Source organism: Algoriphagus ornithinivorans (genome assembly GCF_900115305.1).
GTDB classification, from domain to species: Bacteria; Bacteroidota; Bacteroidia; order Cytophagales; family Cyclobacteriaceae; genus Algoriphagus; species Algoriphagus ornithinivorans.
Genome location: NZ_FOVW01000012.1, coordinates 103,339 through 125,208, shown reverse-complemented (window position 1 = coordinate 125,208; position 21,870 = coordinate 103,339). Strand labels below are relative to the sequence as shown.

Genomic DNA, 21,870 nt, shown 5'->3' with positions numbered 1-21,870 from the left:
TATGCAGGAATTAAAAGAAAAGATTTTTCAGGCTGCTATCAGACAGCTGAAAGAAAAAATTAGCCTACTTCAGCAGGAAAGAAAGGCTGTTTCTGAAGGTATTTTAGAAGACACGAAAAGTAGTGCAGGTGATAAGTTTGAGACTGGAAGAGAGATGATGACTCAAGACTTAAAAACCATAGAGAACACCATTGAAAAGCTTCAGGAGGACTTGGAGGAGATTTATAGGGTTCAGTCTATCAAATCCAATTCGGAGGCAGTACGGGAAGGGTCTTTAATTCAGTTGGGAACAGACTTTTTCCTGATTTCGGCTTCAATCGGCCAATTGGAAGTAGACGGAAAGAAATATTTTCTACTGAGCAGAAATTCCCCCTTAGGACAATTACTAATTGGGAAAAAGAAAGGAGAGAATGTCCTTTTCAGAGGAAAGCCACAAGCCATTTTAGATGTTCAATAAGCTTTGCTAACAATATAAGTATACCATTGCATCAGCCTGATTCCCCCGGATATCAGGCTTTTTTATTTTTCATGATTATCGGATAAACCTGAGGACTTCTTGTGAATAGAAATATTTTTTCAAAATAATACTAAAGACATATCGCTTATAAGCTTTTTTTAAATCCTAAAATAAGCTGCTTTAATAAAATTATATTTTGAAAATTAGATGTTATTCAATTAAAAAGACTGATTTAAACAATATTAAAAATTATCAAATTTCTATTTTTCAATCCCTTTTGATTAAATAATTGAAAATTAATAGTGGATTATTTGGCATAAAAGAAATTACTGCCTAAGATTGTAAAGTCAATTTCTAAGTCATGGTTTTTGCAGCAAGAAATATTTTTCACACTTGTAAGGGCATTATGTCAATGTCCGGCATGACTTCTATTTCTACTTTTTTTACAGGAATGACCACGATTACGGGGTAATCCCGTTTAATCTCAAAGTACTCGCCCCTGAGCCTATTAAGGCATTTTATTCATTCAAAATCATTCTATTTACTTATGAAAATCATCAAGTTTGGAGGTTCCTCTGTAGCAACTCCAGAAACGATTCGGAAAGTTTTTTCAATTATTCAGGAGAAAAATAAGCAGCAAGATGTAGCAGTTGTTTTTTCTGCTTTTGGCGGTGTGACAGAAAGTTTGTTGACGATTGCCCGCCTAGCTAGAGAAGGTGATCAGGTCTACAGAGATCTACTCCAGACATTGGAGGAAAAGCATCTGGATATGGTGAGGCAGCTAATAGCAGTACAAAACCAATCTACTGTCATGACTTATGTCAAGGTCAGATTCAATGAATTGGAAGATTTATTCCACGGGATATATCTGATCAAGGAAAATTCTGATCGGACTTTGGATTATGTGGCAAGTTTCGGAGAGCGTCTTTCTACTTTTATTTTGGCCGAGGCTTTAGCTGCCAAAGGCATTAAAACCCAATTTTTGGATGCAAGGGAGGTAATTCGAACCAATGACAGATTTGGTCAGGCCAGAGTGGATTTTGAAGTGACCAATCACCTGATCAAAGAATATTTTCTAAAGCATGATGGAATCAAAATCATCACAGGATTTATTGCTTCTACTGCAAAAGGGGAGACTACCACGTTAGGAAGATCAGGTTCAGACTACACTGCGGCAATTTTTGCGGCCGCCTTAGATGCGGAGGACTTAGAAATATGGACTGATGTATCGGGGGTCTTGACTTCAGATCCCAAGCTGGTTTACACCGCATTTAGTATTCCTCAGCTGAGCTATAATGAAGCGATGGAGCTTTCTCACTTCGGAGCGAAAGTGATTTTTCCGGCCACTATGCAGCCGGCGATGAAGAAGAATATTCCAATCTACATCAAGAATACCTTCGAACCTTCCAACAAAGGCACGCTAATCAATGGGGAAGTGACTCAAGGAGGATTGATCAAAGGGATTTCATCCATGTCCTCCATTTCCATTGTCAATGTGCAGGGAGCATCTCTATTAGATGGGATTACAGGAAGTAGGGTGTTTAAGGCTCTTGCAGAGGCCAAAGTGAATATTGTCTTAATTTCTCAGGCATCCTCCGAACATAGTATCTGTTTGGCTATCAAAACAGCCGAGGCATACTTGGCGAAAGAAGTGGTGGAGCGGGAGTTCTATTACGAAATCAAATCCGGTGAGATGGATGAGGTTACGCTTATGCATGGTTTCTCCACTGTTGCGGTAGTAGGAGAAAATATGAAGCAAAATCCAGGTGCTTCTGGAAGGATGTTCCGTGCATTGGGAAGAAACAATATCAACGTGGCTGCTATCGCCCAGGGTAGCTCGGAGTTGAACATCTCTGCGGTCATACCACAGGCCGACTTGCAAAAAGCCCTCAATGCCTTACACGAAGCTTTTTTCCTTTCAGAAAATAAGGTGCTTCACGTTTTCTTGGTTGGGGTAGGCTTGATAGGCAAGGCATTGATAAAAATGATTGCAACTCAGCAAGAGAAACTGAAAGGTGATAATGAACTGGATATTCAGATTCACGGAATGGCCAATAGTCGCAATATGGCTTTCCACGAGGATGGATTTGATTTAAAAAATCCACATGAGTTAAGTGATCAAGATCAGAAGATGGACTTGGAGGAGTTTATCCGGACTATGGAAGAAATGAACTTCTCCAACTCAGTTTTTGTGGATTGCACCGCGAGTCAGAGCGTTGCAGATGCCTATTCGCGAGTTTTAGGTGCAAAGGTGGCTATCGTAACCCCTAATAAAAAGGCGAATTCCAGCTCAATGGAGCAATATAAAGAGCTTAAAAAACTGGCGAAAAAGAGAGGAGTGAAATTTCTCTATGAAACCAATGTTGCAGCAGGATTGCCGGTGATAAACACCCTTCAGGATCTGATGCTTTCCGGTGATAAAGTAATTCGAATTGAAGCCGTGTTAAGTGGGTCTATGAATTTTATTTTCTCCGAACTGGAAAAAGGAGATCCTTTTTCTAAGGTAGTCAGAATTGCCAAAGACAAAGGCTACACCGAACCTGATCCAAGAGACGATTTAAGCGGAATGGATGTGGCTCGAAAAATTCTGATTTTGGGAAGAGAGGCCGAACAAACTTTAGAATTTGAAGACATTACTATCCAGAGTATGGTTCCGGAAGATTGCAGAGAAGCTGCTACGGTGGAGGAGTTTTTCCAGAAGCTTCAAGCACACGATTCGGAGTTTGAGAAACTACTAAAAGAAGCAGAATCCAAAGGAGAAAAGCTTCGCTTTATGGCAACTCTGGAGAATGGAAAAGCTAAGGTTGGACTGAATTCCCTTCCAAATGCACATCCATTCAGCAGTTTGAGTGGAAGTGACAATATGATCCTTTTGACTACTGAAAGGTATCTGGATAGACCGATGATCATTCGGGGCCCAGGAGCTGGAGCTGATGTGACGGCTGCTGGAGTTTTCGCTGACGTGATTAGGATTGGTAACTATACCCGCGAGTAATGAAAACCGTAAAAGCCTTTGCTCCTGCTACTGTGGCCAATGTATCCTGCGGCTTTGATATTTTAGGATTTGCCATTGAGGGCATGGGAGATATTGTGCAGTTGAATGAAAAGGAAAGTCCCGGCCTGGAAGTAAGTTCAATTTCAGGAGACGATGGAAAACTGCCTTTGGATGCTGCTAAGAATACCTGTGCGGTAGCTATTCAAGCTATGGTAGAGGACTTGGGAATAAACCCTGGTATTTCTATTCAATTGGAAAAAGGATTGCCGCTTGGATCGGGCATGGGTTCCAGTGCGGCAAGTGCTGTTGCTGCTTTGATTGCAGCAAATGAATTTTTGAGCAGTCCCTATGAGAAAAAAGACCTTCTTCCTTTTGCAATTGCTGCTGAAAAAATTGCCTGCGGAGCCGGCCATGCAGACAATGTAGCCCCGAGCTTATTGGGAGGTTTTGTACTGATCAGAGACTATCATCCCTTGGATGTGATTAAGCTGAATGTTCCTCAGGATCTGTATTGTACCTTATTGCACCCACATTTTGAATTGAAAACAGCTGATTCCAGATCAGTTTTGAGAGAAGCTATTCCCTTGAAACACGCTACTATTCAATCAGGAAATGTGGCTGGATTGATCGCTGGTCTATATGAAGAAGATTATGAATTGATTTCAAGGTCATTGCGAGATGTCATTGCGGAGCCTTACAGAGCGGTATTGATTCCTGGCTTTTATGAAGTAAGAGAAGCAGTAAAAGGTGCCGGGGCCTTGGGAATGGGAATATCGGGCAGTGGTCCAACACTGTTTTGTTTATCCAAAGGCAAGGAAAAAGCAATCCAAATTGCAAAGGCCGCGGAGGAGGTTTATCAAAGTATAGGGTTGGGCGTGGATGTGTATTTTTCTGCCATCAATACAGATGGTGGTTATGTTTTAACAGAATAATTGATGAAATATTATAGCACCAATAACCCAAAACACCAAGTCAGTTTACCAGAAGCTGTGATTAAAGGACTGGCTCCAGATCAGGGCTTGTACTTGCCCGAGAGGATTCCTGTCTTACCGCAGCAACTGATAGAAAGTTTTTCATCCAAGAGTTTTCAAGAAATTGGATACGATGTGATTGAGGCCTTGTTTTCGGAAGACTTGACAAATGAGCAAATCCGAGCCTTGGTGGATCATACTCTTGTTTTCGATGCTCCAATAGTTGAAGTGGAGAAAGGAGTTTACAGTTTGGAGTTATTTCATGGACCTACATTGGCATTTAAAGATTTTGGAGCACGCTTTTGCTCCAAATTAATGAGCATGCTTACTGCCAAAACTGATCAAAAAGTCTATGTTTTGGTAGCGACTTCAGGAGATACGGGAAGCGCTGTGGCTAATGGTTTTTTAGGAGTGGAAGGAGTCGAAGTCATTGTTCTTTTTCCGAAAGGGAAAGTCAGTAAGCTTCAGGAAAAACAGTTTACCACCCTCGGACAGAATATTACTGCGATAGAAGTGGAAGGAGTTTTTGATGATTGTCAGACTTTGGTCAAACAGGCTTTCTTGGATCCGGAATTGAATAAAAGCTTGCTCCTGACTTCAGCCAATTCTATCAATATTGCCCGATGGATTCCTCAATGCCTGTATTATTTCTACGCCTATTCAAGACTGCCTAAAGATGGGAAAAAGATCGTTTTCTCAGTGCCAAGTGGCAATTTTGGTAATTTGGCGGCTGGAGTTTTGGCTTGGAAAATGGGATTGCCAATAGACCATTTTGTCGCTGCAACCAATCTCAACAAAATAGTCCCTGATTATTTAAAGGGGTTACCTTTTGAAGCCAAAGCATCTGTACCTACAGTTTCCAATTCTATGGATGTGGGGAATCCCAGTAATTTTCCTCGACTTCAGGCGCTTTATGATGGAAATGAGGAGCTGTTTCGGAAAAATGTCAAAGGTTTTTTCTACACCGATGCTCAGACCATCGAAGCAATACAGGATGTCAAGCCCAAAGGCTACACTCTTGATCCACACGGAGCAGTGGGATATTTAGGCTTGAAAGATTTCATGGCTGAAAATCCAGGGTATGTTGGTGTGTTTTTAGAAACAGCCCATCCAGGAAAATTCAGAGACGTGGTGGAAGACGCATTGAATGAAAAGTTGGTTTTGCCGGATCGATTGGCAGCTTTTCTGGAAGGAGAAAAGAAGGTGCTCTCGATGGGTAAAAGGTTTGAAGAATTTAAAGGGTTTTTGGGAGGATTGTAAAAAAAACTGATTAGCGCATCAATTCATATTTGCTCCATTTGCTCCAAAATTTAGAAATCCACTCCTCTTTGAGTATTTTCATAGCAATCAAACCTAACCTAACCTCATATGAAATTTTCAAATTACCTTTTGGGAGTTCTATTTATTGCTTTTGCTTGCTCTAAACCCCAAGAATCTTCTCAGTCTGCAGAAGTAGAAACAGAGGAGTCTAAATTTGCGCATGCTCCACTTGTGGAACATATTTTTACAGCCGATCCATCAGCTCATGTTTTTGAAGGAAAGCTATTTGTTTACCCTTCCCATGATATAGAAACGGATGTGGAAGAAGATGATATGGGCTCTCATTTTGACATGAAAGATTACCATGTTTTCTCAATGGAGAAGGTGAATGGGCCTGTCACTGACCATGGAGTGGCTTTGAAATTGGAAGATATTCCTTGGGCAAGTAGACAGTTGTGGGCTCCGGATGCCGCCGAAAAAAATGGCAAATACTATCTCTATTTCCCAGCAAAAGATAAACAGGGGATATTTAAAATTGGAGTCGCCGTTTCAGATCGCCCGGAAGGTCCATTTAAACCAGAAGCAGAACCAATCAAAGGTACTTTCAGTATGGATCCTGCTGTTTTTCAGGATCAGGAGGAGTATTTTTTGATTTGGGGAGGAATCTGGGGAGGACAGCTTCAATGGTATGAAGATCAAAAACTCATAGAAGGAAGAAAGGGGCCAATGGATGGGCTACCGGGGCCAGATCAAAAAGCTTTGATGCCATACATTGCCAAATTGGATGATGCTATGACCGGTTTGTCAGAGAAGCCAAAGGAGATTTTGATCCTGGATGAAAATGGTGAAGCGATTAAAGCAGGAGATAATGCTCGAAGGTTCTTTGAGGCTGCCTGGATGCATAAACATGATGGGAAGTACTATTTATCCTATTCAACGGGTGATACACATTTTATAGCATACGCTATTGGAGATAGTCCCTATGGTCCATTTACTTACCAGGGAAATGTCTTGGAACCCGTAGAAGGTTGGACTAATCATCATTCTATTGTCAATTTCGAGGGGAAATGGTATCTATTTTACCATGATACAGAGCTTTCAGGTAAAACACCCTTGAGAAATATCAAAATGGCAGAATTGGTCCATTTACCTGATGGAAAAATTCAAACGATCAATTCTTATCAAAAGCCATAAGCCTGACTTGAAAGCGAACTTTGATGAGATAAGCTGAGTCAAAAAGTGTTTTAGAAAAAAATAAGACCTTCGAAGAGGTCTTATTTTTTTCTTTCTATTGTATAGCTGACTAAAGCTGAAAGTGAGGCTCGGTATTCTGATTCTGGGAATCCTTCCAAAATGCCCAGAGCTTCCTGATAAAACCCATTCATTTTTTCCTTGGCATACTCTAATCCTCCGCTCTTTTTTACAAAATCTATGACCTGATTTACAGCTTTTTTATCGTTGGATTTGTTTCGGATGAGGCGGATGATTTTCTTTTTTTCTAACCAATCCGCCTTACTTAAAGCAAATATCAAAGGCAAAGTCATCTTTTTCTCTTTGATATCAATCCCTACAGGTTTCCCGATTTCTTCTTCTCCGTAATCAAAAAGGTCGTCTTTGATTTGAAAGGCCATACCTACCTTCTCTCCAAATTCACGCATTTTGCTGACCATTTCTAGGTCTCCATTTACGCTAGCGGCACCAACAGCACAGCATGAAGCAATTAGACTGGCTGTTTTTTGACGGATAATTTCATAATATACTTCCTCGTCTACATCCAGTTTTCTGGCTTTATAGCTCTGAAGCAGTTCGCCTTCCGACATTTCTTTGACTGCATTGGAAACAATCTGGAGCAAATGAAAATCCCCATTGTCCACTGAAAGAAGTAAGCCTCGGGAAAGCAAATAATCTCCGACAAGAACAGCGATTTTATTTTTCCATAATGCATTGACGGAAAAAAAGCCCCTGCGATAATTTGCATCATCCACGACATCATCATGAACAAGGGTTGCCGTGTGAAGCAACTCTATCAAAGCCGCACCTCTGTGGGTGGAATCGTTGATTTCTCCACATACGCCAGCCGTCAAAAACACAAACATGGGCCGCATTTGCTTGCCCTTCCGCTTCACGATATAATTGGTGATATGATCGAGCAGCTTCACCTTGCTTTTCATGAAGTCGCGGAATTTTTGTTCGAAAACAACCATTTCCGACTCGATCGGCACCTGTATTTGTTTGAGATCTGGTTTCATTGGGATTTGCTGGCGTAAAAATAATACCCTTTAGTTCCTAGACAAGGGATTCTATTTGATACCTGAGAAACAACAGAAAAGTATAAACGTTTCTGAAATTTTGTAATTTGTATAAATATCGCCCCATCACCTAACCCAAATCACTATGAAAAACATTAAGATAGAGCTCAAATGGGCATTTATTTTCATTCTGACTATGCTATTGTGGATGTTATTTGAAAAATCCATGGGCTGGCATGATGAAAAAATAGCTGATCACGCTACCTACACGAACTTCTTTGCTATTCCTGCGATCCTGATTTATGTTTTTGCCTTATTGGATAAAAAGAGAAATACATATTTTGGGCGAATGAGCTACAAACAGGGAGTGGTCACAGGTCTGATTATGACCCTAATTATTGCTTTACTCAGTCCCCTAGCTCAATATGTTATCAGTACCTATATCACTCCCGAATATTTTACCAACGTAATCGAACATGCAGTTACGAGTGGGAAAATGACCCTGGCTAATGCGGAAGCCTATTTCAATTTAAAAAGCTATATGGTTCAATCCCTGATTGGCGCTATAGTCATGGGATTGATTACCACTCTGGTAGTGGCTTTATTCCTGAAGTCGAAATCAGAGCCCTCTGTTCCTAAGGCTTAAGATTCCCGCTACAAGTTCATTTTCCTTATCTTTGGCATTCACTTTTATTAAACCCACTTTCCATTTTGGAGGAGAAATATATCAAACATCGGTACGAGCCAATTTTGCCTAGCAAGGATGAATGGCCTGTCGTAAAATTGGCAAGGGAGAGAAAGGAATTTGTTTCCAGAGTTTCAGCCAGCGCACAGGATAAAATCCTTACGCTGACTGGCAAAAACCCTGATATTCTCAAAGAGGAGTTGGAGACTACCCTGTACCGGGAAAAGCTTAGAATTAAGCAAAATCCCTGGGTTGTTGACCCGGATGATGAAGGAGATTTCTGGGGAAAAGTCAAAGCTGCATTATTGCAGATCAACTCTGAGACCAAGCTGAATAGGAGTAAGAGGCTGGAGGCCTATAAGGAGATTCTGGAAAGAATTACCAATCGTTATTCTGAGGAAATTGCCAGTAATTTCAATCACCAACATTATAAATTTACCAGAAGCGTAGTCACTTATGGCTTTTCCAGATTACTGAATGCTGCCAGGGTAAAAGGGTTTAAATCCATATTCAGTAACCAATATACACTTCAGGATAAAATCCAGATCACGGGCGAAACGGATCAATTAAGAGATCTGGCGACCAAAGGCACTATAGTCATGGTTCCGACTCACTTTTCCAACTTGGATAGTATCTTGATTGGTTGGATCATTTCTGTTTTGGGCTTGCCTCCCTTTATTTATGGGGCAGGTCTTAACCTGTTTAATATTTCGATTTTTGCTTATTTCATGAATGCCTTGGGTGCCTATAAGGTGGATAGGAGGAAAAAGAATCTCATGTATCTGGAAACCTTAAAGACCTATTCCAAAGAGGCTATACAGTTTGGATGCCATTCCTTATTTTTTCCGGGAGGAACCCGGAGCCGAAGCGGTATGATTGAGTCCAAGTTGAAATTAGGGCTATTAAGTACTGCCATCGAAGCGCAAAGGACTAACTATCAGAATGATATTAATGATATCTCTGGCAAAATCTTCATTGTGCCAGTGACTATCAATTATCATTTTGTCTTGGAAGCACCAAGTTTGATCAAGGATTATCTCAGCATTACCGGACAGGAACGCTATTACAAAGAGAATGACGAGTTTTCTAATTCTTACAAGATTTCCAAGTTCTTGGTAAAATTCTTTACCAAAGGTTCTGATATTTCAGTTTCTGTAGGCAAAGCCATGGATGTGCTAGGGAATTATGTGGATGAACATGGAGATAGTCTTGATAAATACGGACGAAAGATTGACCCCCGAGATTATTTTATTTCCAACAACCAAATTACTGTAGATCAGCAGCGGGAGGAAGAGTATACCAATATGCTTGGAAAGCGCATAGTTGAGGAATTTCATAAAATCAACCGGGTTTTCAGTTCACACTTGGTGGCTTTTACTGCCTTCGAATTGATCAAACAGCGGAATAATAAACTGGACCTTTTCGATTTGATTCGCTTGCCTGAGGAAGAAATATTTTTGCCCTATCAGGAATTTAAAGAAGCCTGCGAAATGGTCTATGAAAGGATTCTAGCACTAAAAGCAGAAGGGAAGATTAATATTGCTCCGCACATGAAAAGGTCTATGGATGAGATTATTTCCCATGGATTGGATAATGTGGGAATGTACCATGCAAAAAGACCTTTAATCAAAAATCGTCAGGGAGACATAGTCACTGAGGATATGAGTTTATTGTATTTTTATCACAACAGATTACACGGATATGGCCTTGAAAAACTCTTCTAAATCTAGTACCATAGGCGTAGTAGGAGTAGGTAGCTTTGGTACGGCCATAGCCAATATGCTTGCTGAAAAAAGCAAGGTGATGGTCTATGCCAGAAAGCCAGAAGTAGTTGACGAAATCAATACCCAAAGTAGTGCTCATGGAAAGGCCTTGCATGCCAGCATTCAGGGGACTTTTGACCCAGAGACTCTCTGCAAAGAGTGTAACATCTTGTTTTTCATGGTGCCTTCTTCCGGTTTTCAGGAAGTGGCAAGAAAGTTCGCTCCATTCCTACATCCTTACCATTTGGTGATTCATGGTACCAAAGGACTTTGTTTGAATCTTCCCGAAGGTCAAACTTTAGACACGGTCAAAAAAATCAAAAGAAGCCAGATTTTGACCATGAGTGAAGTAATTCAACAGGAGACAGTGGCTGTCAGGGTGGGATGCCTAGCAGGCCCTAATTTGGCTAGAGAGCTCAGCAAAGGTCAGCCGGCTGCTACCGTAATTGCCAGCAAGTACAATGAGGTAATCATGGAAGGCCAGCGACTTTTAAGGTCTGATAAATTTCAGGTATACGGTAATTCGGATATCATTGGGGTGGAACTTAGTGGAGTATTGAAAAATATCATTGCAATCGCTTCAGGGGCTTTGGCAGGGCTTGGTTTGGGAGAAAATGCCAGAGGACTTTTGATTTCCCGAGGCATGGTGGAAATGGCCCATTTAAGTAATGCCTTAGGAGGAAGCTTAAAATCCGTCATAGGACTTGCAGGAATAGGAGACTTGGTAGCGACTTGTAATTCCGTGGATTCCAGAAACTTTACGGTAGGATATAGATTGGCCAAAGGCGAGAGTTTGACAGAGATTCAAGCCAGTATGGAGGAAGTGGCAGAAGGTGTCAATACTGTAAAAATTATTAAAGGGTTTTTGGAAGCAGCAGATTTACGCGCTCCGATTACAGAAAACTTGTATCGCGTACTTTTTGAAGATTTGGAAATTGAGGAGGCGCTCCAGTTTTTGATGAAGTACCCATTCAATGTGGATGTTGATTTTGTTTAAGTATTTAATAGAAAAGAAAAAAGCTCTCAGTATTTGAGAGCTTTTTTTGTTATCGAATTGGAATCAATTTGACTAAGAGTCCAGTGCCTTCTGTAATGGCATACAAATAACCATCCGGGCTTTCGGAAACCTGTCTTACTCTACCGATATCTTGCAGCATCACTTCCTGCGAAAGGGCTTTGGTGCCATCCATATCTACTCTATTGATGTGCATTTTAGCTAATGCTCCAATTAAAATATCTCCTTTCCAAGCTGGATATTTATCGGAAGTAACAATAGTCATCCCGCATGTGGCAATAGAAGGAACATAGTAGGTTACTGGTTGCTCCATTCCTTCTTTTTCTGTGATATCTGTGATGGGAGTTCCATCATAATTTTGTCCGTAGGTGATTACTGGCCAGCCGTAATTTTTTCCTTTTTCGATCAGGTTAAGCTCATCGCCACCCATCGGCCCGTGTTCAGCCTCCCAAACTCTGTCATTAGCTTTATCATAAACCAAGCCTTGTGGGTTTCTATTTCCGTAGGTCCAAATGGATTTGATAGCATTCGGCTCATTCACAAATGGGTTGTCAGAAGGGATTCTGCCATCATCATGGATTCTGTGAATTTTACCATGAGAATTGGTCAAATCCTGCGCATTGGAAGGAGTGTCTCCTCGATCTCCGTTGGAGAAAAACAAATAATTGTCTTTATCAAAAACAATTCTGGATCCATAATGTCTTCCGCCTTCCCACTCTGGAGTAGTTTCAATCAATTCTTCCTGTTGAACTGCTTGATTACCCTCCAGCTTGAATCGCATGATTGTTGTAGCACCTTTATTTCCTCCTTTTGGTTTGGCATAAGAAATGTATATCCATCCATTTTGAGCATAATTTGGATGAGCTTGAACATCCAGTAGCCCAGCTTGATTTACCTCATGTACCTTGGGTAGCCCCTGTACTTTTTGACCGGTGAATTTATCGTTTTCAAAAATCAGGATTTCTCCTTTTCGCTCAGTCAAAAGCATTTTTCCATCAGGTAGCCAGGTCATTCCCCAAGGACTTTCCAAATCAGAATAAAGCGTGTCTACATTGATCAACATTTTCTCAGTCTGAACCGCAAAAGTTTCATCAATTGGCTCATCACTGGCTATGTCAAGATCATCTTTCGAATCACATGCATAAATGGATAGAGAACTGGCAGCTAGTGCTAGTCCCAAAAAGGTTTTGTTTAGTTTCATATGTTAAGAATTTGGAGTGTGAAGATAAAAACATCCAATTTACCTAACCTCAAAACCCAGCCATTAGTTCTACAGATTTACAGCTTCCCTTTTCTTACTTAAAAATCCCATGGCTTCGTTTACCATTTTCTCAGACCCAATCCAAAGTGGAGTTCTCTGGTGAAGTGTCTCAGGCTGAATATCTAAAATTCGCTGTGTTCCATTCGTTGCTTTTGCCCCTGCTTGTTCGGCAATAAAAGCCAAAGCATTAGCCTCATATAGCAGCCTTAGTTTTCCATTGGGATTTTTTTGGGTTGAAGGATAGGCATAAATTCCCCCTTTCAATAAATTTCTATGAAAGTCTGCCACCAATGAACCGATATATCTCGCAGAATATTGAGACCTTTTGCAATAGTCAACGTAGTTTTTTACACCTGGGGCCCATTCTAATTCTGAACCTTCATTAATGGAATAGATTTTTCCATCTTTAGGCGCTTGTATAGCTGGGTGAGAAAGGAAAAATTCTCCCAGGGAGTTTTCGTAGGTAAACCCATTTACACCAAACCCTGTGGTATAGACCAACATAGTGGAGGAGCCATAAAGCACATACCCAGCAGCAACTTGCTCTTTTCCAGGCTGCATGATATCTTCTTCTTGAATAGGGCTACCCACAGGTGTTTTTCTTCTGTAAATTGAAAAAATGGTTCCTATGCTGATATTTACATCAATGTTGGAGCTGCCATCAAGAGGGTCTATCGCGACTACATATTTTCCCGAACCGTTTTGTAAATCTATGACTGAATCTTCTTCTTCAGATACAATTGCGCAAACTTCCCCGCCTTTACTGAGAGCTCTCATAAAACGTATATTGGCTATTACGTCCAACTTCTGTTGCTCTTCACCTTGTACATTGGTTTGACCAAATGCACCTCCGATATTGGCAAGGCCTGCGCGATTCGTCTCTCTATTGACTATCTTGGCAGCTAAAGCGATGTCTCGAAGTAGTTGGGAAAGTTCACCGGAAGCAAAAGGGAAGTCACTTTGCTTAGATTTGATAAATCGGTCCAGAGTTGTTCCGACAGAATAAGCCATCCCGCTTTGGTCTGGCTGATAAGGAAGAATTTTCATGGATTAGAAAAGTACAATATTTGGGTTTATATACTCTCGAAATTAGGAATAATATTTTATGACCAAAACACAAATTTTCAAATTTGGAGGAGCTTCTGTAAAAGATGCCTCAGCAGTCAAAAACTTAGCTGAAATTTTGCGTAATCGATTGCGAAAAAATATGGTAATCGTAGTTTCTGCCATGGGTAAGACCACTAACGCATTGGAGAAATTACTGGAACTGAGAATGAAAGAAGAAGATATTTCTTCAAATAGTACAATTTTAAAAAATTATCATTTAGAGATATGTAAAGATTTGTTCCCCGCAGATCACACGATATTTTCTAAGTTGGATAATTACTTTTTGCAATTGGAAAAATTGTTAGTGAATCCTATAACCAAAGATAATTACGATGAATATTATGACCGGGTAGTGGCATTTGGGGAGTTAATTTCCAGTAGAATCGTAATGGAATATCTCTGTGAAATTGGCTTGGTCTCAGTTTGGCAAGATGCCAGAGAATTTATTTCCACCAATAGTGATTTTAGATTTGCGAAAATCAACTGGGAAAAGACCAGACTGAATTGCCAAAAAAATCTGAAGTCGATTCTAGATCAGTTTCCAGTCGTTACCCAAGGTTTTATCGGGGCTGATCCTCAAGGTCGAACCACGACATTAGGAAGAGAGGGGTCTGACTTTACCGCAGCCATACTTGCTACAAGTTTAGATGCCGGCTCTGTGACTATTTGGAAGGACGTACCAGGAGTATTAAATGCAGACCCTAAGCTGTTTGAGGACACGCAGCTTTTTGATGAACTTGATTACCAGCAGGCTGCTCAAATGACCTTTTATGGAGCTTCGGTGATTCATCCCAAAACCATCAAACCCTTGGCTAATTCTGGTATCCCCTTATTTGTAAAATCCTTTTTGAAACCAGAAGCTGCCGGTACCAAAATCTTTCAGCTAGGAAAACAAAATCCAATTCCTACCATTGTTTTGAAGCAAAATCAGATTTTAGTCACGTTTCGGGTTACGGACTTTACCTTCATTGAAGAGGAGCAAATTCACACTATCTATGAGCAATTGAATGCACTCAAACTTCGGGTAAATTTTCTTCAGACTTCGGCGATATCAGTTTCGATTATTATAGATCAGCAACTTTTCAAATTAGAGCAGCTTGTCAATTCCCTGAAAAATAAATTTATCATTCGATACAATGAAGGATTAGAGCTTTTGACTGTACTGCATCCTGACAGAAAAGATTTCAGCGATCTCAATCCGGGATATGAAATCTTGTTGGAGCAAAGTACGAGAAACACAGTCCAGTTTGTCAGAAGAAAAGAGTAATTCCGAAAGGTGGATTTTATGGATCTTGTTGATAAAATGAATTTCGCCGTCTTAAACTTACCAATTAGAAGAGAAATCATTTTTTATCCGTATTTTTCAATAAATCAACCTATTAATCCATGAATTCCAGAAGATCTTTTATCCAAAAGGCAGGTGCAACTGCTATAGCGCTCTCGACTCCAGCAATTTCTGTTTTTTCTAGCCCTATTTCCGAAATATTCGATCAGGATAAAATTTTGCGGGTTGCCATTATGGGATTGGGAAGTTATGGTACCAGAGTCGCAGAAGCGATGCAGGATTGTAAGCGGGCAAAACTGGTAGGTGTGATCAGCGGAACTCCGTCCAAAATTGCCATGTGGCAATCTAAATATGGAATTCCTGCCAAAAACTGCTATAACTATGAAAACTTCGATGCCATTAAGGATAACCCGGATATAGATGCCGTTTATGTGATCACACCAAATGCCTTACACAAAGGACAGACTATCCGAGTAGCCAAGGCAGGCAAGCATGTGATCTGTGAAAAGCCTATGGCTGTGAATGCTTCAGATGCAGCTGAAATGGTTTCTGCTTGTGATCAGGCTGGAGTAAAGTTATTGATCGGATACCGAATGCACTTTGAAGCCAATACGCTGAAGGCGGTAGAAATGCGAGAAAAAGGAGAGTTTGGAGATATCAAATTTTTTCAGGGATTGAGCGGATTTAAAATTGGGGATCCGACTCAATGGAGGCTCAATCCAGAATTATCAGGAGGGGGTGCAATGATGGATATCGGTATCTATTCTATCAATGGTGCGAGATATATGGTAGGGGAGGAACCGATTTGGGTAACTGCTCAGGAAGTAAAGACCGATCCGGTCAAGTTCAAGGATGGGATTGACGAAACCATCACATTTCAGATGGGCTTTCCTTCTGGGGTCGTGGCTTCATGCCTTTCTACCTACAGCATGAATAATTTGGATAAATTCTTCTTAAATGGGACCCAGGGTTTTGCAGAAATGCAGCCTTCCACAGGCTATGGTCCTATTCAGGGAAAAACCCATAAAGGTCCTTTGAATGAGCCCCATGTCACTCATCAGACGACCCAGATGGATCAGATGGCTGCTATAATTTTTGATGGTGTAACTCCCAAAATCCCTGTAGATGGAAGGGAAGGCTTGAAGGATATGGTAATCATTGATGCGATTTTCGAAGCTGTAAAAACAGGCGAGAAAGTTCTTTTAGGCTAAATTTTCCAGGTTCAGCTGCATAAAAACCAAGGTCAGCCACTTATCAAACTTAAATGATACTTCAGGAAGTCTTGCAACTTCCTTGAAGCCCAACCTTTCATGAAATCGATAGCTCCCATGATTTTCAGAGTCCATACCAGCTATCATTACATGATATCCTTGGTCTTTAGCCAGATAAATCAATTGTCTAAGCATAGCAGTACCTAAGCCTTTTCCTTGAGCGGAGTGATCCAAATAGATACTGTGCTCTATAGTTCTATCGTATCCGGGTTTGGCCCTAAACTTCCCATAAGTCGCATAGCCCACTACTTTCCCATTCATTTCACCCACTAGAATTGGGATATTGTCATTTAGTTTTTGATCAAAATTCCGGGAAACTTCCTCGAGCGTTTTTACATGGTAATCATAATTAAAAAATGTATTGAGGATACTATCATTGATTATTTCCAAAATTGCTTTGCAATCTTGGGTTTGATAGGGGCGGATCAAAAAGCTCATCAACGAAATCGGTTTACAATTTTTTCTATTCCAGGTAAGTAGGCGACGCCAAATAGATTCAAATGTACCAATAAAGGATACAAATTGTATATGCCCATTCTAGATTCAAAACCTGGTTCTAAAGGTAAAATCGATTCATAGGATTCATAAAACCTGTTGTCAAAACCTCCAAAAAGTCGGCTAAATGCTATATCCATTTCCCGATGACCAAAATATACTGCAGGATCAATCAAGCAAGGTTCACCTTGACTGGTTGCGATTACATTTCCAGACCACAGATCTCCATGAAGAAGCGCCGGTTTTTCATCCGGAAAAACAGATTCTAGTTTGGGATATATTTCTTGAAATCTTTTTAAGAAGTCGAGCGGAATCAAGCGGTCAAAATAAGCTTTCCCTAACAATGGCTCCAGTCTTTGTTCTATGAAAAAATCCAACCAGGAATCTGATGTCAAATTTTTCTGATGAAGGGAGGCGATGTAATTGTCATTTTCCAACCCATATTCTTTTTGATTGGTCAAGTGTAAATGAGCTAGACCCAATCCTAAGTTTTCCCAATAGTCGAGTTGATATCTTCCGGAAGGGATAAATTCTGACAATAAATAATTGTAATCACCCACTCTTCCACATCCAAAGACATTTGGGATTTTGATAAAAGTAGATTTCCTAAGTAAGTCTAAGCCCTCTGCTTCTTTGTAAAGAATGTCCTTCTCATGGTCAAAATTGAGCTTGAGAAAAAAACTGCCTTCATTACTATCAAGCCTTATTCCTTGGTTGTGGCTGCCAGCTGCAATTAATGAAGCGGACTTGAGTTCGGCTAAGGGTCCTAAACTGTCAAAAAGTACTTGTTCATAGATCTCATTCAGATCAAGCATAAAGCTGATGGGTGACTTTTACTTGATTCAAAAAGTGGTCTATTGCCTCATCCAGTATTCTATAAATCTCCAAGAAACCTTCCTCGCCTCCATAGTAAGGGTCAGGAACAGAAAGGCCTTCATCTCCTGGCACAAAATCTCGCATCAGATGGATTTCCTTGTCGGGAAACCCACACTTACTTTTCATAGAATTCAAATTTTTGAGATTGCTCTCATCCATCGCAATGATGTAATCAAAGTCCCTGAAATCAGTTCTATTTACTTGTCTTCCTCGGTGTTTGATGGGAATTTTATGCAGTTCGGCGCATTTCAATGTTCGTTCGTCAGGAAGCTCTCCTATATGAAAATCAGAAGTGCCAGCGCTGTCAGATTTAAAGTGAACCTCTAAACCGGAATCTTTAATTTTTTGATTGAATATGGCCTCTGCCAGGGGCGATCTACATATATTTCCAAGACAAACAAATAGTACTTTAATCATTTGAAATAACAGTCTGAATTTGGTGGGTGGCTTAACAGTAACATTGAAAATAATTAATTTTTGGTGGAATTTCACCCTTCGCTCTCTCTTTTTTTGAAGAAACCTGAAGAAACTCCTTTTCCAAAAACGTGAAACAAAGGAATTTTGGGATTAAAGCCTAATTTTGAAAGATGAAGTGGGTATATAATCTTGGAATGCATTTATTGAGTTTTGCATTGCCTCTGATTTCATTGTTTTCCGAAAAGATTCAACTTTTTTACAAAGGCCGTAAAAATCTATTTACAGATCTGGAAAGTTTTAGAAAAGCTAACTCTGGACCCTTAATCTGGTTCCATGTTGCCTCGCTGGGAGAATTTGAACAGGCTAAACCTGTCATCTCCGGATTAAAGCACAGCTTTCCTAATCACTTGATATCGGTAAGTTTTTATAGCCCTTCCGGATTTATTCCAACTCAAAAAAAGTCCCCAAACGAGGTGGATTACATCGGTTATTTACCGATAGATACAGCAAAAAATGCCGCAACATATCTGGGTATTCTTCAGCCGAAGATGAGCTTTTTTGTGAAATATGACTTGTGGTTTAATTTTCTTCAATGTTTGAATCAAAAGAAGATCCCTACATTTTTGATTGCCGCATCATTTAGAGATGATCAAATTTACTTTAAGAGGAAAGGCTTTTTTCGGGCGCCTATTTTTAGTTTTAATCATATTTTCTGTCAAAATGAGCACAGTCAATCCCTTTTGAATCAAATAGGCTATACAAATCACAGCCTTTCAGGTGACACCAGGTTTGATAGAGTTGCTGAGAATGCGATGATGGCAAAAGAGTTCACAGAGATCACTAAATGGGTGGGAGGTTCAAAGGTTATGGTGTTAGGTTCTGTTTGGGAGGAGGATATGGACTTATTGATTCCGCTTATCAATTCCAATCCGGACTATCAATTTATCATTGCTCCTCATGATATTAAGTCAAAGCATCTTCAAACTTGGGCTAATCAAATTCAGACCAAGACGCTTTTTTATTCTCAATGGGATCAGACTGAGAAATCTCCTATTTTAATTATCGATAATATTGGGATGCTCAGCAGGCTTTACCAATATGCCACAATCGCTTATGTAGGAGGGGCTTTTGGAGAAGGGTTACACAATATCCTCGAACCCATAGGTTTTGGTGTTCCTGTTATCTTTGGGGAAGTAAGAAAAGTAAATAAATTCCCGGAAGCTGAAGAAGCAATAGCTCAGGGCTGTGGGTTTTCTGTAGGGAATGGAGAGGAGTTAAATGAAAAGTTTGATGCTCTCAAAAACCCCTTACTTATGCAAAATACAAGACAAGCAGCTAAAAACTGGGTTGAGTCTCAGCTAGGGGCGTCTGCTAAAATTCTTGCCTATACCTCTAAATATCTGAAATCATGAAAGGGAGAGTGATCAAGTCTACAGGGAGCTGGTATACTGTACAGGTTGAGGAAAAGATGATTCAGGCCAGACTTAAAGGAAAGTTCAAACAAGATGAACTCAAACTAACCAACCCCATTGCGGTGGGCGATTGGGTAGGCTTGGATTTAGAAGAAGGTCAGGCTACTGGAGTGATTCGGGAAATTTTTCCCAGAGAAAATTATGTGATTAGAAAATCCACCCGGAAGCAGCATTTTTCTCACATCATTGCCAGCAACCTCGACCAAGCCATGTTGGTGATAACCATGAAAAACCCCAGAACCTCTCTTGGCTTTATTGACAGGTTTTTGGTAAGCACGGAGAGTTTTAGAATTCCCGCCATTTTAGTGGTAAACAAGATGGACTTGATGGAAGGGGAAGACGCCCAAGATTGGCTGCAGGATATTCATGAAATATATGAACCATTGGGATATCCTGTGGTCGAGGTTTCAGCCCTGGAAAACCAGCAATTGAAGGATCTTCTGATTCCTCACCTTCGAGGAAAATCCACCCTAATTTCAGGTCATTCGGGTGTGGGGAAATCTACTTTATTGAACAGGTTAATTCCTGATGCAAGACAGGAAACCAAAGAAATCTCAGGCTACAGCAGTAAGGGGGTTCACACAACCACCTTTGCGGAAATGTTTTTTCTCCAAGAAGGAGGAGACTTGATAGATACTCCCGGAATCAAAGAATTTGGAATATTAGAAATTGAAGAATATGAGCTTTCTCATTACTTTCCTGAGATGAGGGTGCATTTGGGAGAGTGTAAGTATAATAATTGCCAGCATGTAAATGAGCCGGGATGTAAAATTCTCAAACAACTGGAAGAAGGTTACATTCATCCTTACAGATACGAAAGTTATGTGAACATTTTAAATGAAGAAGATTCACACCGTTAAGTCATAATTTTGAAAGCAGGGTAAATTGGCCTAATTTTCATTTTTAAAACAAATCATGAGCGAAGTACTCAATCACCAACAAATCCGGAAAAAGATCACCCGGATGGCATACGAAATCTACGAGAGAAATCTCTATTCATCTGGAGTTGTCTTTGCAGGTATCAGCGGAATGGGGCTAATTCTATCCCAGCTTCTGGCAAAAGAGCTTAAAAGTATCTCGAATTTAGCAGTGGAAGAAGTGGAGATAGTTTTGGATAAATCCGACATCGCACATTCTAAAGTAGAATTGTCACAATCAGTAGTTCTTTCCGGCAAAACCCTTATCGTTGTGGATGATGTATTGAATACAGGTAGAACGATTGTCTATGCAATCAAGCCATTTTTGGAAGAAGATATTGACAAAATGGAATTGGCCGTATTAGTGAATCGTGCTCATGGCCTTTTTCCAATTCGACCTGATTATACAGGTTATGAGCTCTCTACTACCCTTAACGAGCATATTAAAGTAGATTTATCCGAAGAAAATTATTTCGTTCACCTTCACTAATATTTCATGTCTGTTCACTCATCGGCTAATATCAAAAGGATCACCACCCATATTCTGCAGGAAATGAAAGAACGTGGAGAAAAAATCTCCATGCTCACAGCATATGATTTTTCCATGGCCACTATTGTTGATGCTGCTGGAATAGATATCATTCTTGTGGGGGATTCCGCTTCCAATGTGATGGCCGGGCATGAGACTACTTTGCCAATTACGCTGGATCAGATGATTTATCATGCAAGTTCAGTAGTTAGAGCGGTCAAAAGATCTTTTGTGGTAGTGGATATTCCATTTGGAAACTATCAGGGAAACAGTTCTGAGGCTTTGAGATCTGCGATTCGAATCATGAAGGAATCTGGAGCTCACGCAGTAAAAGTCGAAGGCGGCGCTGAAATCAAAGAGTCTGTGAGTAGAATTTTGAGTGCCGGTGTGCCGGTGATGGGACATTTGGGTTTGACTCCTCAATCCATCTATAAATTCGGGACTTACACTGTTCGTGCCAAGGAAGAGGCAGAAGCTAAAAAGCTATTGGAGGACGCAAAAATTTTGGAAGAATGCGGATGCTTTGCCATTGTTCTGGAAAAGATTCCAGCCTCCTTAGCGAAGAAAGTTGCAGAGTCAGTACAGATCCCGGTTATAGGTATTGGAGCTGGACCGCATGTAGACGGGCAGGTTTTGGTAATGCATGACATGCTGGGTATTACTCAGGAGTTTAAACCTAGATTTTTGAGGCAATATGCTGATTTGCAACAAGTAATGACCGATGCATTTAAAAATTATATCAGGGATGTTAAAAACAAGGATTTCCCGAATAAATCTGAAAGTTATTGATTTAGGAAAGTCTATTAAGATAATCTGATTATCCGCGATCATGCCAGTTGCCTTAT

20 protein-coding genes are annotated in these 21,870 nt (G+C 40.4%); 14 read left to right on the top strand and 6 right to left on the bottom strand.

The annotated features are described in order from the left end of the window. Position 1 precedes the first annotated feature (1 nt). The 5 genes from BM073_RS16765 to BM073_RS16745 all read left to right on the top strand — a co-directional run bounded on the left by BM073_RS16765 (position 2) and on the right by BM073_RS16745 (position 6,877). Entirely contained in the window at positions 2–457 is a 456-nt protein-coding gene (locus BM073_RS16765; protein WP_091655491.1) for a hypothetical protein, read from the top strand. Positions 458–1,004: 547 nt separating this feature from the next. Further along, positions 1,005–3,452, top strand: coding sequence for a bifunctional aspartate kinase/homoserine dehydrogenase I (thrA, locus tag BM073_RS16760; RefSeq protein ID WP_091655490.1), 2,448 nt, complete (start codon positions 1,005–1,007; stop codon positions 3,450–3,452). Next, positions 3,452–4,384 (top strand): homoserine kinase, encoded by a 933-nt coding sequence (locus BM073_RS16755; protein WP_091655489.1) that lies wholly within the window; start codon positions 3,452–3,454, stop codon positions 4,382–4,384. The genes thrA and BM073_RS16755 overlap by 1 nt, the downstream gene beginning before the upstream one ends. Before the next feature lie 3 nt (positions 4,385–4,387). Beyond that, complete coding sequence (thrC, locus tag BM073_RS16750; protein ID WP_091655488.1) at positions 4,388–5,683, top strand: threonine synthase; 1,296 nt, start codon at positions 4,388–4,390, stop codon at positions 5,681–5,683. A gap of 108 nt (positions 5,684–5,791) precedes the next feature. After that, positions 5,792–6,877 carry a glycoside hydrolase family 43 protein gene (locus BM073_RS16745; protein ID WP_091655487.1) on the top strand — a complete coding sequence of 362 codons (1,086 nt, stop codon included), beginning with the start codon at positions 5,792–5,794 and terminating at the stop codon, positions 6,875–6,877. A gap of 80 nt (positions 6,878–6,957) precedes the next feature. Here the strand turns inward: BM073_RS16745 and BM073_RS16740 are convergent, their stop codons facing one another. After that, the gene (locus tag BM073_RS16740; protein ID WP_091655486.1) at positions 6,958–7,932 is read right to left on the bottom strand and encodes a polyprenyl synthetase family protein; all 975 of its coding nucleotides are present in this window, start codon (positions 7,930–7,932) and stop codon (positions 6,958–6,960) included. A gap of 145 nt (positions 7,933–8,077) precedes the next feature. On the opposite strand from BM073_RS16740, the gene BM073_RS16735 reads away from it, so the two are divergent. The 3 genes from BM073_RS16735 to BM073_RS16725 all read left to right on the top strand — a co-directional run bounded on the left by BM073_RS16735 (position 8,078) and on the right by BM073_RS16725 (position 11,377). Beyond that, positions 8,078–8,578, top strand: a complete 501-nt coding sequence (locus BM073_RS16735; protein ID WP_091655485.1) for a DUF4199 domain-containing protein — start codon at positions 8,078–8,080, stop codon at positions 8,576–8,578. Between the two features lie 65 nt (positions 8,579–8,643). Continuing rightward, the gene (locus BM073_RS16730; RefSeq protein WP_091655484.1) at positions 8,644–10,341 is read left to right on the top strand and encodes a 1-acyl-sn-glycerol-3-phosphate acyltransferase; all 1,698 of its coding nucleotides are present in this window, start codon (positions 8,644–8,646) and stop codon (positions 10,339–10,341) included. Further along, entirely contained in the window at positions 10,319–11,377 is a 1,059-nt protein-coding gene (locus tag BM073_RS16725; protein ID WP_091655483.1) for an NAD(P)H-dependent glycerol-3-phosphate dehydrogenase, read from the top strand. The genes BM073_RS16730 and BM073_RS16725 overlap by 23 nt, the downstream gene beginning before the upstream one ends. A gap of 49 nt (positions 11,378–11,426) precedes the next feature. Here the strand turns inward: BM073_RS16725 and BM073_RS16720 are convergent, their stop codons facing one another. Together BM073_RS16720 and fbp are read right to left on the bottom strand one after the other, a co-directional pair. Further along, positions 11,427–12,596 (bottom strand): PQQ-dependent sugar dehydrogenase, encoded by a 1,170-nt coding sequence (locus tag BM073_RS16720; RefSeq protein WP_091655482.1) that lies wholly within the window; start codon positions 12,594–12,596, stop codon positions 11,427–11,429. Between the two features lie 69 nt (positions 12,597–12,665). Continuing rightward, positions 12,666–13,703, bottom strand: a complete 1,038-nt coding sequence (gene fbp, locus BM073_RS16715; RefSeq protein ID WP_091655481.1) for a class 1 fructose-bisphosphatase — start codon at positions 13,701–13,703, stop codon at positions 12,666–12,668. 58 nt (positions 13,704–13,761) lie between these two features. Here fbp and BM073_RS16710 point away from each other — a divergent pair, with 58 nt between their 5' ends. Together BM073_RS16710 and BM073_RS16705 are read left to right on the top strand one after the other, a co-directional pair. Beyond that, complete coding sequence (locus BM073_RS16710; RefSeq protein ID WP_091655480.1) at positions 13,762–15,030, top strand: aspartate kinase; 1,269 nt, start codon at positions 13,762–13,764, stop codon at positions 15,028–15,030. A gap of 119 nt (positions 15,031–15,149) precedes the next feature. Next, positions 15,150–16,259, top strand: coding sequence for a Gfo/Idh/MocA family protein (locus tag BM073_RS16705; RefSeq protein WP_091655479.1), 1,110 nt, complete (start codon positions 15,150–15,152; stop codon positions 16,257–16,259). Here BM073_RS16705 and BM073_RS16700 read toward each other — a convergent pair. Genes BM073_RS16700 through BM073_RS16690 form a run of 3 tightly spaced genes read right to left on the bottom strand, consistent with a single transcriptional unit; the run spans position 16,251 to position 18,107 of the window. Beyond that, positions 16,251–16,757, bottom strand: a complete 507-nt coding sequence (locus BM073_RS16700) for a GNAT family N-acetyltransferase (RefSeq protein WP_091655478.1) — start codon at positions 16,755–16,757, stop codon at positions 16,251–16,253. The genes BM073_RS16705 and BM073_RS16700 overlap by 9 nt on opposite strands. Further along, positions 16,757–17,629: a fructosamine kinase family protein gene (locus BM073_RS16695; protein ID WP_091655477.1), complete on the bottom strand. Its 873-nt coding sequence runs from the start codon at positions 17,627–17,629 to the stop codon at positions 16,757–16,759. The genes BM073_RS16700 and BM073_RS16695 overlap by 1 nt, the downstream gene beginning before the upstream one ends. Beyond that, a complete protein-coding gene (locus tag BM073_RS16690; protein ID WP_091655476.1) occupies positions 17,622–18,107 on the bottom strand; it encodes a low molecular weight protein-tyrosine-phosphatase in 486 nt (161 codons plus the stop codon). Before BM073_RS16690 ends, BM073_RS16695 begins: the two co-directional genes overlap by 8 nt. A 170-nt stretch (positions 18,108–18,277) precedes the next feature. Here BM073_RS16690 and BM073_RS16685 point away from each other — a divergent pair, with 170 nt between their 5' ends. From BM073_RS16685 to panB, 4 genes are read left to right on the top strand one after another with little or no spacing between them, the layout of a single operon-like run. Continuing rightward, on the top strand, positions 18,278–19,519 hold the full coding sequence (locus tag BM073_RS16685) for a 3-deoxy-D-manno-octulosonic acid transferase (protein WP_091655475.1): 1,242 nt from the start codon (positions 18,278–18,280) through the stop codon (positions 19,517–19,519). Then, positions 19,516–20,439 (top strand): ribosome small subunit-dependent GTPase A, encoded by a 924-nt coding sequence (rsgA, locus tag BM073_RS16680; protein ID WP_091655474.1) that lies wholly within the window; start codon positions 19,516–19,518, stop codon positions 20,437–20,439. Before BM073_RS16685 ends, rsgA begins: the two co-directional genes overlap by 4 nt. Positions 20,440–20,494: 55 nt before the next feature. Then, on the top strand, positions 20,495–20,986 hold the full coding sequence (locus BM073_RS16675; protein ID WP_091655473.1) for a phosphoribosyltransferase family protein: 492 nt from the start codon (positions 20,495–20,497) through the stop codon (positions 20,984–20,986). A gap of 6 nt (positions 20,987–20,992) precedes the next feature. Next, positions 20,993–21,814: a 3-methyl-2-oxobutanoate hydroxymethyltransferase gene (gene panB / locus BM073_RS16670; protein ID WP_091655472.1), complete on the top strand. Its 822-nt coding sequence runs from the start codon at positions 20,993–20,995 to the stop codon at positions 21,812–21,814. Positions 21,815–21,870: the final 56 nt, after the last annotated feature.